General features: G+C 49.9%; 11 protein-coding genes. 8 read left to right on the forward strand and 3 right to left on the reverse strand.

The window, feature by feature from the left end; all coding sequences use genetic code 11:
* Nucleotides 1–200: 200 nt before the first annotated feature.
* The 3 genes from Q0110_RS06580 (at nt 201) to pdxB (ending at nt 4,134) form a co-directional block, all read left to right on the forward strand.
* Nucleotides 201–1,568, forward strand: coding sequence for a sigma-54 dependent transcriptional regulator (locus Q0110_RS06580; protein WP_297904536.1), 1,368 nt, complete (start codon nt 201–203; stop codon nt 1,566–1,568).
* Nucleotides 1,565–2,830, forward strand: a complete 1,266-nt coding sequence (locus tag Q0110_RS06585) for an ATP-binding protein (protein ID WP_297904538.1) — start codon at nt 1,565–1,567, stop codon at nt 2,828–2,830. The genes Q0110_RS06580 and Q0110_RS06585 overlap by 4 nt, the downstream gene beginning before the upstream one ends.
* Nucleotides 2,831–3,009: 179 nt before the next feature.
* Entirely contained in the window at nt 3,010–4,134 is a 1,125-nt protein-coding gene (gene pdxB / locus Q0110_RS06590; RefSeq protein ID WP_297904540.1) for a 4-phosphoerythronate dehydrogenase PdxB, read from the forward strand.
* On the opposite strand, the gene purN is transcribed toward pdxB, so the two are convergent.
* On the reverse strand, nt 4,106–4,675 hold the full coding sequence (purN, locus tag Q0110_RS06595) for a phosphoribosylglycinamide formyltransferase (protein WP_297904541.1): 570 nt from the start codon (nt 4,673–4,675) through the stop codon (nt 4,106–4,108). The genes pdxB and purN overlap by 29 nt on opposite strands.
* A 155-nt stretch (nt 4,676–4,830) precedes the next feature.
* Here purN and Q0110_RS06600 point away from each other — a divergent pair, with 155 nt between their 5' ends.
* The 4 genes from Q0110_RS06600 to Q0110_RS06615 all read left to right on the forward strand — a co-directional run bounded on the left by Q0110_RS06600 (nt 4,831) and on the right by Q0110_RS06615 (nt 9,785).
* Nucleotides 4,831–5,067 (forward strand): acyl carrier protein, encoded by a 237-nt coding sequence (locus Q0110_RS06600; protein WP_005639879.1) that lies wholly within the window; start codon nt 4,831–4,833, stop codon nt 5,065–5,067.
* Nucleotides 5,068–5,088: 21 nt separating this feature from the next.
* Complete coding sequence (gene fabF / locus Q0110_RS06605; RefSeq protein ID WP_297904567.1) at nt 5,089–6,354, forward strand: beta-ketoacyl-ACP synthase II; 1,266 nt, start codon at nt 5,089–5,091, stop codon at nt 6,352–6,354.
* Between the two features lie 61 nt (nt 6,355–6,415).
* Nucleotides 6,416–7,222 (forward strand): ribonuclease III, encoded by an 807-nt coding sequence (gene rnc, locus Q0110_RS06610; protein WP_297904571.1) that lies wholly within the window; start codon nt 6,416–6,418, stop codon nt 7,220–7,222.
* Nucleotides 7,206–9,785, forward strand: coding sequence for a T9SS type A sorting domain-containing protein (locus tag Q0110_RS06615; protein ID WP_297904575.1), 2,580 nt, complete (start codon nt 7,206–7,208; stop codon nt 9,783–9,785). The genes rnc and Q0110_RS06615 overlap by 17 nt, the downstream gene beginning before the upstream one ends.
* A 198-nt stretch (nt 9,786–9,983) precedes the next feature.
* On the opposite strand, the gene Q0110_RS06620 is transcribed toward Q0110_RS06615, so the two are convergent.
* Nucleotides 9,984–10,997 (reverse strand): ATP-dependent 6-phosphofructokinase, encoded by a 1,014-nt coding sequence (locus Q0110_RS06620; protein WP_297904578.1) that lies wholly within the window; start codon nt 10,995–10,997, stop codon nt 9,984–9,986.
* A gap of 81 nt (nt 10,998–11,078) precedes the next feature.
* On the opposite strand from Q0110_RS06620, the gene Q0110_RS06625 reads away from it, so the two are divergent.
* Nucleotides 11,079–12,596, forward strand: coding sequence for a GH3 auxin-responsive promoter family protein (locus tag Q0110_RS06625; RefSeq protein WP_297904580.1), 1,518 nt, complete (start codon nt 11,079–11,081; stop codon nt 12,594–12,596).
* Nucleotides 12,597–12,626: 30 nt separating this feature from the next.
* Here Q0110_RS06625 and Q0110_RS06630 read toward each other — a convergent pair whose 3' ends face one another.
* Complete coding sequence (locus tag Q0110_RS06630; RefSeq protein WP_297904583.1) at nt 12,627–13,412, reverse strand: phosphatase PAP2 family protein; 786 nt, start codon at nt 13,410–13,412, stop codon at nt 12,627–12,629.
* Nucleotides 13,413–13,417: the final 5 nt, after the last annotated feature.

The following is a 13,417-nucleotide window of genomic DNA, read 5'->3' on the forward strand; positions in this document are numbered from 1 at the left end:
CCATTTTTGATGTCCGTTTAACGAGTCGATTCCGATGAATCGGTTTTGCCGAACTTAATTCAAATATCATGCCATAAATGTAACGTATTAAAAAATAGAATCCTGGAGAAATCCGAGATTCTTTACGCAGTGCGATAACGCACATTTTTTGTGTGATAATGCACATACAAGCTGTCTTTATTCCCTTTATCTTTGTCTGTATGGAAGAAAAAGGAAAAATATTGATCATCGATGATAATAAGGACGTGCTGTTCGCGTTGAACCTGCTGCTGGAACCGTATATGCGAAAGATCAAGGTAACGACACAACCGGCGCGTATCGAGTATTTCATGCGGACGTTCCAGCCGGACGTGGTCTTGCTGGATATGAATTTCCACCGGGATGCCGTGAGCGGGCAGGAAGGGTTTGAGTATTTGGGGCAAATCTTGGAGATAGACCCGCAAGCGGTCGTGGTCTTCATGACGGCCTATTCCGATATAGAGAAGGCGGTCAAGGCCATTAAGGTGGGCGCTACCGATTTCATCTCCAAGCCGTGGGAAACGGAGAAATTGCTGGCTACCCTCTCGTCGGCCATTCGGCTGAGCCGGTCTCGTAAGGAGGTAGGGCGCTTGCGGGAACAGATGAAGGCTTTGAAGGAAGACGATGAGCTGCCGGAGTTGATCGGGGAATCGCTGGCGATGCGGAAGGTAAAGGACATGATCTATAAGCTCGTGGAGACAGACGCGAATATATTGATTATCGGCGAGAGCGGCACGGGAAAAGATCTGGTAGCCCGTTTGCTGAGGTATTATTCGCCCCGTCGAGACGATGTTTTCGTGACGATCGATCTAGGCAGTATCCCGGAGCAGTTGTTTGAGAGCGAGCTGTTCGGTTACGAGAAAGGCGCTTTCACCGATGCCCGGAGGTCGAAGCCGGGGCGTATGGAGATGGCCTCCGGCGGTACGCTTTTTCTGGATGAGATCGGGAACCTGTCCCTTCCGATGCAGTCTAAATTGCTGACGGCGATCGAGAAGCGCCATATCACCCGTCTGGGAGCGGTTGAGCCGGTCTCGATCGATGTCCGTTTGATTTGCGCGACCAACGCCAATTTGCGCCAACAGGTAGACGAAGGTAGCTTCCGGCAGGATCTGCTCTATCGGATCAACACCATAGAGATCGCTATACCGCCGCTACGCGAGCGAGGAGAGGATATCCTGCTGCTGGCCGATCATTTCCAGAGGCTGTATAGCCGGAAATACAAGAAAACGATCAAGGGGGTTAGCCGGGAGGCCGGGAGCAAGTTGATGAAATACCCTTGGCCGGGCAATGTCCGGGAGTTGCAGCATGTCCTGGAGCGGGCCGTGATCTTGAACGAGGGTACGGTACTGAGGCCGGATGATTTCCCGCTCTACGCATCTTCGTCCGAGCGGAAGAAGGAGCCGGATCCCGGCCTGAACCTAGAGCGAGCCGAGCGGAATATCATCGAGCGGGCCTTGCGGCAAAGCAACGGCAATATGACTTATGCCTCCGAGTTATTGGGTATCACCCGTTTTTCCTTATATCGTAAAATAGAGAAGTTCGGCTTATGAGATCGTATGCGTTCGCGGTAATCTCGCATATCGCGGGCATCGTCTTGTCCGCGGGATTGTTGTTTTATTGCGTGAATGAGGAGATCGTGTTTTGCCCTACTTTTTGCGGGGCCGCGATCCTGTATTTCTCAATTCATCTTTATGTAATACAGATGCGACAGGTGAAATCTTGGCGGCATGTAGTGGATTGCCTGCGGCAACAAGACTTGATCCAGATGGTTCGCTCGCCTTATAAGGATAAGGTGATGCGGGAATTGGCGGACGATTTATCGGAGGCCCTACGGTCGTTGCGCGGGCGGTTGCTGGACGAGGAGGTGCGGCGGCAGTATTTTGAGGGCTTGCTGGATAAGGTAGACACGGCCGTGCTTGTTGTCGATACGGAAGGATACGTAGAGTGGAGGAACCGGGCCGCCGGAGCGTTGCCGGATACGAGATACCGCTTACCCGGGGAATTCTTGGAGGCGATCAAGGCGGGGAAATCGGTGGTACGTTACGGAAAACCGTCTGTTCCGCGGGATTGGGCGATCGATGCCACCCGTATCGACCTGCGAGGTTGTGAGCGTTGGCTGGTCAGCTTGAAGAACATCCACTCTACCTTGGAGCGGAACGAGGTGGAGGCTTGGCAGAAATTGATCCGTGTCTTGACGCACGAGATCATGAATTCCATCACGCCTGTTATCTCCTTGTCCGAGACCTTGAGCAAGCGTTGCAAGGCATGTCCGGATGATGACCGGAATCGTTCGTATATCCAGCATGGGGTGAACGTCATTCATCGCCGGAGCAAGGGGTTGCTGGATTTTGTCGAGAATTACCGGAGGCTGACTCGTATCGCCGCTCCGGTAAAAAGCCGTATCCTGGTGAAAGATTTTTTCTCGGATTTGAGACGTTTGCGCCCGGAACCTTATATCCGTTTCCGCTTGCCGGACGAACCTTTGGTATGGCTCGCGGACCGGGCGCAGATGGAGCAAGTATTCTTGAACCTGCTGAAGAACGCTTGCGAGGCTTGCTCGGAACGGGTAAGCCCGGAGATTATCGTGGCGGCCGGGCAGGAAGACGGCGAGCTGGTGTTTACCGTGAGCGACAATGGCATAGGTATCTTGCCCGAGGTGATCGACCGGGTTTTCGTGCCTTTCTTCACTACCAAATCCTCCGGTTCTGGGATTGGCTTGAGCATTTGCAAACAAATAGTCGCGTCGCACGGCGGGAATATCTCGGTGGAGTCCGAAAATGGAAAAGGTAGTTGTTTTATGTTACGTTTTTGATTAATTACCAGTTTATTACGGTTTTCCCCAGTTTCTTGCCGGGGAAACTCTAGTTTCTTCTAATAGAAACTCTAGTTTCTCCAGCAAGAAACTCCGGTTTCCTTTAGAAGAAACTCCCGTCATTTGTATATCCCCTGTTTTTTACCTAATATCGCGTGACGATAATCAAGCAGATAAAGATGAAGATAATAGCAGATAACACGGTTCCCTACCTGAAAGGGATCTTGGAGCCGGTAGCGGATGTGTCCTACCTTGATTCCGGCGATTTTACAGCCGCTAACGTACGGGAGGCCGATGCCTTGATCGTCCGCAGTATTGATAAATGTACCCGGGAGTTATTGGAAGGTAGCCGGGTACGGTTGATAACCACCGCTACGATCGGATACGACCATATAGACACGCGCTATTGCGATGAGGCGGGGATCGTATGGAAGAACGCTCCCGGATGCAACGCCGCCTCTGTCGGGCAATACGTGTTATCCTCCTTGATCTCGGTCGCTCTCCGGAAAGGAGAGGATTTGCGAGGAAAAACGATCGGTATCGTAGGCGTAGGCCATGTGGGAAGTATCGTGGCGGCGCATTGCGAGACTATGGGGATGCGTGTGCTTCGTAATGACCCGCCCCGTGCGGAGAAGGAAGGGGGCAAGGGATTCGTCTCTTTAGACACGATCGCTAGGGAGGCCGATATCGTCACCCTGCACGTCCCGCTTACCAAGGAAGGACGTTTCGCCACGTACCATCTCGCCGACCGGGAATTCTTCGATAAGTTGGAACGTAAGCCTTGGTTTGTCAATAGTTGCCGGGGGGCTGTGCATGATACGCACGCCTTGCTACAGGCAAGGCGAGACGGGAAAATCAGCGAGTTGATCATTGATTGCTGGGAGAACGAGCCGGACATCCATCCGGATGTGTTGGCCTTGGCATCTGTCGCCACTCCCCATATCGCCGGGTTCTCGGCCGACGGGAAAGCGAACGGGACACGGGCTTGCCTGGAGAATATCGAGCGGTTTTTCGGTATCAAGATCGAAAAGATGAAAGAGGTGATGCCCCCTGCTCCCGCCAATCCCGAGATCGACTTGGACGCGTTCGTAGAGCGGCGTGTGGAAAAGGCCATTTTACACAGCTTTCATCCGGAAGATATCGATAGCCGGCTAAGGGCCACTCCCGATCGTTTCGAATGGTTCCGGGCACATTACGACCACCCGAGGGAATACCCCGCTTACCGGGTCGTTCATGCCACGCCCCAAGAGCGGTCTCTCCTAGAGAAACTGGGGTTCAATCTGTCTGCAGCAAACGCTCGATGACAGGCGGGTAATGCTTATACTCTAAGGCATGCACTTTGCAGGCTACCTCTTCCGGCGTATCCGAAGGAAGCACCGGGCAGGTGGCCTGGAAGATGATGGTTCCCTCGTCGTACCGTTCGTTTACATAATGTATGGTGATACCTGATTCCTTTTCACCAGCCTTCACGACCGCCTCGTGTACATGCATGCCGTACATCCCCTTGCCGCCGTATTTAGGGAGCAGCGCCGGATGGATATTCACGATTTTTCCCGGGAAGGCCTGTAAGATCGTGTCGGAGATCTTATTCATGAAACCGGCCAAGACAATAAAGCAAACCTCGTATTCCGCCAGTTTCTCCAGAACGGGAACGCCCGCCGCGAACTCGTCTCGCGAGAATACGAAAGACGGCACGCCCAGCTTGTTGACCCGTCCATGTACGCCTACATTACGATTATTTGATAAAACAAGCGCAACTTTAACGTTTTCACTGTTAGCGAAATATCGGGTGATATTCTCGGCATTCGTACCCGATCCGGAAGCAAAAATCGCAATGTTTCTCATATTTTTAGATGTTTAGATGCACAAGAAAAGAAAAAATGTGCAGTTTTCCGCATTTTTAGCTTATTAAATTTGCTTTGTAACATAAAAAATTCTTTTCTTTGCACTGCAAATTTAAAAAAGTATATTCGTATTTATTAATCTAAATTGAAAAAGTTATGTCTGAAGTTGCTGAAAGAGTAAAAGCTATCATCGTTGACAAGTTAAGTGTTGAAGAAACAGAAGTTACAAACGAGGCAAGCTTTACTAACGATTTAGGAGCAGACTCTCTTGACACTGTAGAATTGATTATGGAATTCGAAAAAGAATTCGGTATCTCGATTCCAGACGATCAAGCAGAAAAGATTACAACTGTAGGTGACGCTATCGCTTACATCGAGGCTAACGCGAAGTAATCAATCCTTTCGACTAAAGGTATGGAATTAAAAAGAGTCGTAGTAACAGGTCTTGGGGCTATTACTCCTCTTGGTAATACCCTCCCGGAAACATGGGAAGGTATTATCAATGGAAAAAGTGGCGCTGGGCCTATTACTCAGTTTGATGCATCCAAATTCAAGACACAATTTGCATGCGAGGTTAAAGGCTTCGATCCGTTGAAAGTCATGGATCGTAAGGAAGCCCGCAAGTGTGATCGTTATAGCTTATTGGCGATTGACGCCGCGAAACAAGCGATCCAAGACGCGGCAATGGACTTGGATAACGAAGATAAGAACCGTATCGGCGTTATCTTTGCCTCTGGTATTGGTGGTATCAAGACATTTGATGAGGAAGTATTAGGGTATGCCAAGACGAAAGACACGATCGGTCCGAAGTTCAACCCGTTCTTCATCCCTAAAATGATCTCGGATATCGCTGCCGGGCATATTTCCATGCTTTATGGATTCCATGGCCCGAATTTCTCGACCGTATCCGCTTGTGCGTCTTCTACGAACGCTATCAGCGACGCATTCAATTATATCCGTCTGGGCAAGGCTAACGTCATTATCACCGGTGGGGCGGAAGCCGCTATCTCTGAGTCGGGCGTGGGTGGATTCAACTCTATGAACGCGTTGTCTACGCGTAACGATTCTCCCGAGACAGCGTCTCGTCCGTTCAGCGCGAGTCGCGACGGGTTCGTGATGGGTGAAGGTGCCGCTTGCTTGGTACTGGAGGAGATGGAGCATGCGTTGGCTCGTGGCGCTAAAATATATTGCGAGATCGCCGGAACCGGAATGTCTGCCGATGCTTATCACCTGACCGCTTCTCACCCGGATGGTCTGGGCGCAAAGTTGGTTATGAAGAACGCATTAGAAGATGCCGGGATGACTCCGGAAGATATCGATTATATCAATGTTCACGGGACATCGACCCCTGTAGGCGATATCTCGGAGGTGAAGGCGATTAAAGATGTATTCGGAGAACATGCCTATCGCTTGAATATCAGTTCCACGAAGTCTATGACCGGTCATTTGCTGGGTGCTGCCGGAGCTGTGGAGGCGATCCTGTGTATTATGGCTATTAATGACGGTATTATCCCACCGACCATTAATCATGCCGAAGGCGACGATGATCCTGAAATAGATTATAATTTGAATTTTACGTTTAATAAGGCCCAAAAGAAAGAAGTGAAAGCTGCCTTATCGAATACGTTCGGTTTCGGTGGACACAACGCTTGTGCCATTGTTAAAAAATTCGTGAGATAACGTGTCTGGAAAGCTATATAAAGAGCTATACGGAAAGCTATATAGAAGAATAAGGCTCCTAATGAATAAAAATAGGGAGCCTTATTTTTCTTTATTGAAGGTTCTAAATTTTTATCCGGATGATATCCGGATTTACGAGCAGGCTTTATTGCATAGATCATCGTCGATATCGACCCGTGATGGGATATCTGTAAATAATGAGCGTCTCGAGTTCTTGGGGGATGCTATCCTGAGCGCGGTGGTCGCCGCTATTCTCTACAAGCGTTACCCGAATAGGCGGGAAGGTTTCTTGACCGACACACGTTCCAAGATCGTGAAACGCGATACGATGAACGAGGTTGCGATTCGGCTTGGGCTGGATCGAATGATCGTTTGCTCGGCCAAGGTGTGCATTCATAAACATAATTTATATGGTAATGCGCTCGAGGCCTTGATCGGCGCTATCTACGTGGAAAAAGGTTACGATGCCTGTTATAAATTTATCCATGACGAGATAATCGAGAGATGTATTGACGTGGAGCTGCTCATACAGGAAAAGGTAAATTTCAAGTCTAACTTGGTCGAGTGGGGCCAGAAGAATAGAGTTCCTGTCATATTCGACCTGATAGACTCTACTACGGATGAGGACGGGGCTCCTGTATTCCATAGCGCTGTCAGTTTGTTTGACGAGCAAGTGGGTGTAGGTGTCGGTTATTCGAAGAAGGAATCCCAACAGGCCGCCGCGAAGATGGCGCTCATAAAGTTGCGGGAGGATAGAAAGTTCCGGCAGCATATCTTAGAAATGAAGAAGTATAAGGCCAGATGGGAACCCGGGGAGGATTATAAACCTGAAGACTCAAATGAGATGGATTATGAAGAATCAACGTGATAGATTTCTCCGGAAGTTGATAACCGGAATGTTTTGTATCGTTTGTCTCTCGATTTCATGCCTACGGGCACAAATTAGCGAAGGAGGCCTGCCTCCCAGTTTCCGGTTTTCCGGTTCGCTCAGGAGTGAGCGGCAGGCGATACAGGTCCCGGTAGATTTCAGCGTGGAAGATCTTAAGGCGGTCGATGCGTGGAGGGTGAGTCAAGGCGCTCCATTGCGGGTAGCCAAGTCTATCCAGACCAGTTTCGATATCGCCGATAGCGGCGATTGGATTTCACTGCCCGATGGTAGCCAGGTATGGCAACTTCATCTTCAGGCGAAAGGGGCGATCGCCTTGATTCTATATTATTCAGACTTTTACATCCCCGAAGGAGCCCGGCTGTACCTATATAACGCGGCGAAAACCCAGGTATTGGGAGCCTATACACATCGTACACACCCGGAGAACGGACCGTTCGCTACCGAGGCCGTGGCGGGCGATGAGGTGATCCTCGAATATGTACCGGCGCCATCCGGCGAGATACCCCGCTTACGTATCCGGGAAGTAGGCTACGGATATAATCATCTTTATACGACCGCTCCGGGAGCCGACAGCTCGGCTCCTTGCGAGGTGAATATCAATTGCGAGGAAGGAGCCGACTGGCAGGAGCAAAAGAACGGGGTGATACAGATGATCCAATACATCCGCGATAAAAAGGGAGAGGGGAGTTCCTATATTTGCACGGCCTCTTTGGTTAATAATACGGCCCGCGACAAAAAGCCCTATGTATTGTCCGCTTTCCATTGCTCGCAGGATATGCGGGGCGAGCATACGGCTACTCCCGAGGAATTGGCTGTATGGTTGTTTTATTTCCACCAGGAACGTGTGGGCTGCGATAATGAGTCGCCTATTCGTCCGATTAAGACCATGGTGGGATGTACGCGGAAAGCTTCTACCCCTGTCGAAAACGGTTCCGATGGATTGTTGCTATTGCTCAACGACGAGATCCCCGATGATTATAACGTGTTTTTCAACGGCTGGGATCGCTCAAATGCGCTTTCGCTCTCGGGCGTGGGAATCCATCATCCTTCCGGTGATTATATGAAAATCTCCACCTATGGAAATTATCCCACTGAATCGTCTACATGGCAGAATAGCGACACGTGGCAGACAGGTGCGGAGAACGCTCATTGGAACGCTACTTTCGATGCTACGCTCAATGGGCATGGAGTGACCGAGGGAGGTTCTTCCGGCTCGCCGTTGTTCAATAGTAAAGGCTTGATTATAGGTACACTGAGCGGTGGCAGCTCCAGTTGTGAATTACCTGAAGGATTGAATCTATACGGTAAATTGTATTACCACTGGAATAAATACAGTGATAATGATACGGCCCGGATGGATGTCTGGCTGGATCCGCTCGGAACGGGTGTCACCTCCTTGCAGGGAATGACGCAGGATGGAAAAACGGTCGGAAGCGAGTATGAAGGGCCGACCGATTTGAGATACAAACAGATCTCCACGGATGAGATCCGGTTGACATGGAATGCCCCGGTCCTTGAAAAGACAGCAGGCTGGGGATCACAAAGTCGTAATATTGAGTTCGGTCTCGGAGGAGAACCATTCTATTTCGCCCAGAAATGGGATACGGACGATCTGTGGCCGGTACATAAAAAAACGATTCGGAAAGTTAATTTCTATCCGCTGAGAGGAGTTACTTATGGAGTCTATATCAAACAGGGAAACCGGGAGTATGAAGAGATTTTCACTCAACTGGAATCCGATAAATTAAATTCGGTCACACTTAAAACACCATTCGTAATCGACGCGAAACAAGATTTGCTGGTAGCCATTCATGTGATGAACTATGCCAAAAATATGTACCCGGCATACGCTGACGAAGGTCCCGCGGTCGATGGAAAGGGGAATTTATATTCTTTGGATGGAAAGAAATGGGAAACATTCTCGAAAGATGAGATAGATGCCAATGTTTTGTTATCCATCGTAATAAATGCGGAAGAAGGCGAGCTTCCCTCAAGTTCCGTATTCTCCGCGAGCACTTTCTTGGAGAAACCGCAACCCCAGAGAACAGGCCGATTATCGTTCCGGAAACTGGCTATCCCCTCCGATGCGCGAGAAGGTGAGTTGATCACGGCTTTTCCGGAGCTGACCGGTTATAAGGTATATCAAGATATGCGTGAACTGACGACGTTGCCTGCTTCCCAACGGAGTTACACGGTGAAAAATCTGGCGACAAGTACCCCTGTGCTCCAAGTAACGGCACTTTATGGTACCGACGAGAGCGCTCCGGTTACGGCAATTCCGGAAACGAGCGTGGGTAACGAACTGATCCCGACAGGTGAAGAGGTGGATATCCTGCCGCGTGTCTTCTCGAATGAGGTACAGATCCGGAATCATCAACAACTGAAGTCGCTGGAGGTCTATAAGGCCGATGGCAAATTGGTACGTAGTATCCGGCAACCGGGAAGTAGTCTCGACACGAGCGATTTCGCCACCGGGATGTACATCTTCCGCTTGACAACCGAGAAGGGAAGCCGGACTATCCAATGCATTAAGAGATGGTAACTATATATTGTCTTACAGTGTGAATCCTTGTTAAGTATTAGAGTATATTAAAATATAAACCCTCTATAAATCGTATAATCGTTTATAGAGGGTTTTGCTGTAAGATAGTATATAGTCACCGATCAAAAAATGAATCCGCGCCCGTTCGCGTTGTCTGCGTATGTCCGGTATCTCGATTAGACATACCGTTTTTTTATTTTATTTCCCGAATGTTACCCCCATTCGTTTTCCTTGTACGATCAAATCGTGGTCTGGTGTCACCAGCTTTAGTTTTCCCGCTACTTCCGACAAGGGAATGGATGCTACCCCGCCTCCTTTTATACAGACCATACGGCCGAATTCTCCGTTGGCGATCAGTTCCGTGGCATGGCCTCCCAGGCGGGTCGCCAGGTTACGGTCGAACGGAGAGGGATTCCCGCCCCGTTGGGTATATCCCAATACGGTATCGCGGGTCTCGATACCCGTTCCCGCCTCGATAGCCCGGGTGATATAGTCGGAAGGCCGTTTTTTATCCGGAGTCTCGATACCTTCGGCCACTACGACGATAGAGTAAGGTTTCCCCCTGCGGGCCCGGTTCAGGATCGCCTCGTTCACCTTATCGATATCGTATCCCAGTTCGGGAAGCAAGATCACGTCGGCGCCTCCGGCCATCCCCGCGTACAAGGCGATCCATCCGGCATGATGGCCCATCACCTCCACGACCATCACCCGCTTATGGGAACTGGCCGTGGAATGAAGACGGTCTATGGATTCCGTGGCGATATTCACGGCGGTATTGAAACCGAACGTGATATCGGTTCCCCATATGTCGTTATCGATTGTCTTGGGAACACCTATCACGTTCAACCCGATCTGAGATAGTAAATTGGCGGTTTTCTGCGTACCGTTTCCTCCGATACAAACCAGGCAGTCCAAGCCCAGCTCCTCGTAATTCCGCTTGATGATCTCCGGTTTCTCCGAATCGCCAGAGGCCAAGAGCTTGCGGAAAGGCTTCTCCCGGGACGTTCCTAAAATGGTTCCCCCTAAATTTAATATACCGGATAAGTTCCGTTCATCGAAAACTTGGATGTCTTTATTCAGAAGACCTATAAAACCACTATGAATGCCAATGACTTCCATGCCGTAATGCATGATAGCTGTCTTGCCGACACCGCGAATCGTAGCGTTGATACCGGGGCAATCGCCACCCGATGAGAGAATCCCTATTTTCATCGTAATGTTAATTTAAGTACCTAGCAAAGATATAAATAAAAAGAGAATGCCTACATTTGCACCCGAACAAATAAAAAGAGCATGGATATTTTAACACAGACGATTTCGCTCCTTTTCCGCCACCGACAAACGGAGATCGGACGATTTGGGCAGGATATAGACCGTATCCAGCGCAAGCAACTGCATGCTCTGCTCTCTAAGGCGCGGGATACGGAATGGGGGCTCAAATATGATTATAAAAGCATTCGCTCTTATTCCGACTTCTGCCAACGTCTTCCTTTACAGACCTATGACGACATAAAGCCGTATGTTACCCGGATGATAAACGGAGAAAGGAATATCCTTTGGCCCTCGGTGGTGAGGTGGTACGCTAAGAGTAGCGGAACCACGAACGACAAAAGTAAATTCCTGCCCGTCACCCCCGAGATATTGAAGGGGTGCCATTATAAAGGAGGCTTCGATTGCGTGGCCATTTATCTGCGGAACAATCCGGAAAGCCGTTTCTTCTCCAAGAAAGGCTTGATACTGGGCGGTAGCCACAGCCCTTCCCCGCTGAACTCCGAGGCCCATCAAGGAGATCTATCTGCCGTATTGCTTCAAAATCTCAACCCGCTCGTCAATTTAATACGTGTCCCCAAGAAACCCATCATCCTGATGGATGAATGGGAAAGCAAGATCAAGGCGATCGTGGAGAACACGTGGAACAAGGACGTGAACAGCCTGTCTGGTGTTCCTTCTTGGATGTTGGTCTTGATCAAGGCGGTATTGAGAAAAACAGGCAGGGAATACCTTACGGACGTATGGCCCAATCTGGAGGTATTCTTTCATGGAGGCATTAGCTTCGAGCCTTACCGGGAACAATATAAAGCGTTGATTCCATCGGATAAGATGCGTTATATGGAGACCTATAACGCATCTGAGGGGTTCTTCGGGCTACAAGACGATCCGGCAGACCCGAGTTTGCTTATGATGCCGGATTACGGTATTTTCTACGAGTTTATCCCGATGAACGAGGTGGGTAACGACCATCCGACCGTGTTGCCGCTGGAATCGGTGGAAACGGGGAAAAATTACGCCATGGTGATCACCACCTCGGGAGGATTGTGGCGTTATCAAATCGGGGATACGGTACGCTTCACCTCGTTGTTTCCTCACAAATTTGTTATTTCCGGGCGTACCAAGCATTTTATTAACGCGTTTGGCGAGGAGCTGATGGTAGACAATGCGGATAAGGCGATCGCCATGACTTGCCTCCGTACCGGGGCGAAAGTGAAAGAATATACCGCGGCCCCGCTCTTCATGCTGGATAAGGCGAAAGGACGGCATCAATGGTTTATCGAGTTTGACAAAAAACCGGAATCTCTCGATGAATTCGCCGTTTTATTAGACCGGAACTTGCAAAAACTGAACTCGGATTATGAGGCGAAGCGGTATAAGGAGATCTCCCTTCAACCGCTGGAGATCGTGATCGCCCGCGATGGCGCTTTCTATGAATGGCTCAAGCAGAAAGGTAAATTGGGCGGGCAACACAAGATTCCGCGTCTCAGCAACGACCGTACGCATATCGAGGAGCTTTTGCGCATCAACCGGTCGCTGTAAACCGGCAAATGCCTTACCCGAAGTAACGGGTTAAAACTGATAAGTCAGGTAGAATCCCGCCATGTTCGTGTTGAATACCGGAGCGGCTACGAGCGGGCAACTCTTCATGTTTCGATTGATCCGGCGCGCGATGGCGTTGCGAATCGGGAAATAGATCAGATAGGATAATTCTACCGACAAGATCCCGAAGCCTGCGCCGGCCACTACATCCGCTACCCAATGCCGGTTGTTATACAGGCGCGAGCCGGCCACGAACGCGGCGATCGCATACCCGGAATAAGCGAGTACTGGAGAGCTGTCCTTGAATTCCTTGTATGCCATATGTGCCCCTAGGAAGGCGTTTGAGGTATGTCCCGACGGGAAGGAATGAGGCGCCCCATCCGGGCGAGGTTCGTTCACCCAGTTCTTCAGTCCATGTACCATCAAGCCGTTCATCCCTTCTGCCAGGGCTACCAAGCAAAGCTGGTCTACCCAGTTATGTTTCTCTTTTCCCATGAGGTCACAGACAAATACCCAGCCCAGCATTCCCCATTCCAGATAGTTATCGATACGGATTTGCTTCACGGAATCTTTTCGGGAAAATAAATGAAAGTCATTCATCCCGTCGATCGCCGTGCCTACGGCCCCTACCGTTATCAACGAGGCCGGAAGGATCAGGCTCTTGGGGTTGAACTTGTAGGCTACGACAGGCATTCTCTCCTTGACAGGGGTTTGAGAACGCACGTTTAAGGTATCGAGATCCCGAACGCTGGCTAGCGTAATGTTTGCGAAACCTATTAAAAGGCCGGCCAAGATAATTAATTTCCTATATATCATATCTG

It is taken from the genome of uncultured Parabacteroides sp. (genome assembly GCF_947855115.1).
In the GTDB taxonomy this organism is placed as follows: Bacteria; Bacteroidota; Bacteroidia; order Bacteroidales; family Tannerellaceae; genus Parabacteroides.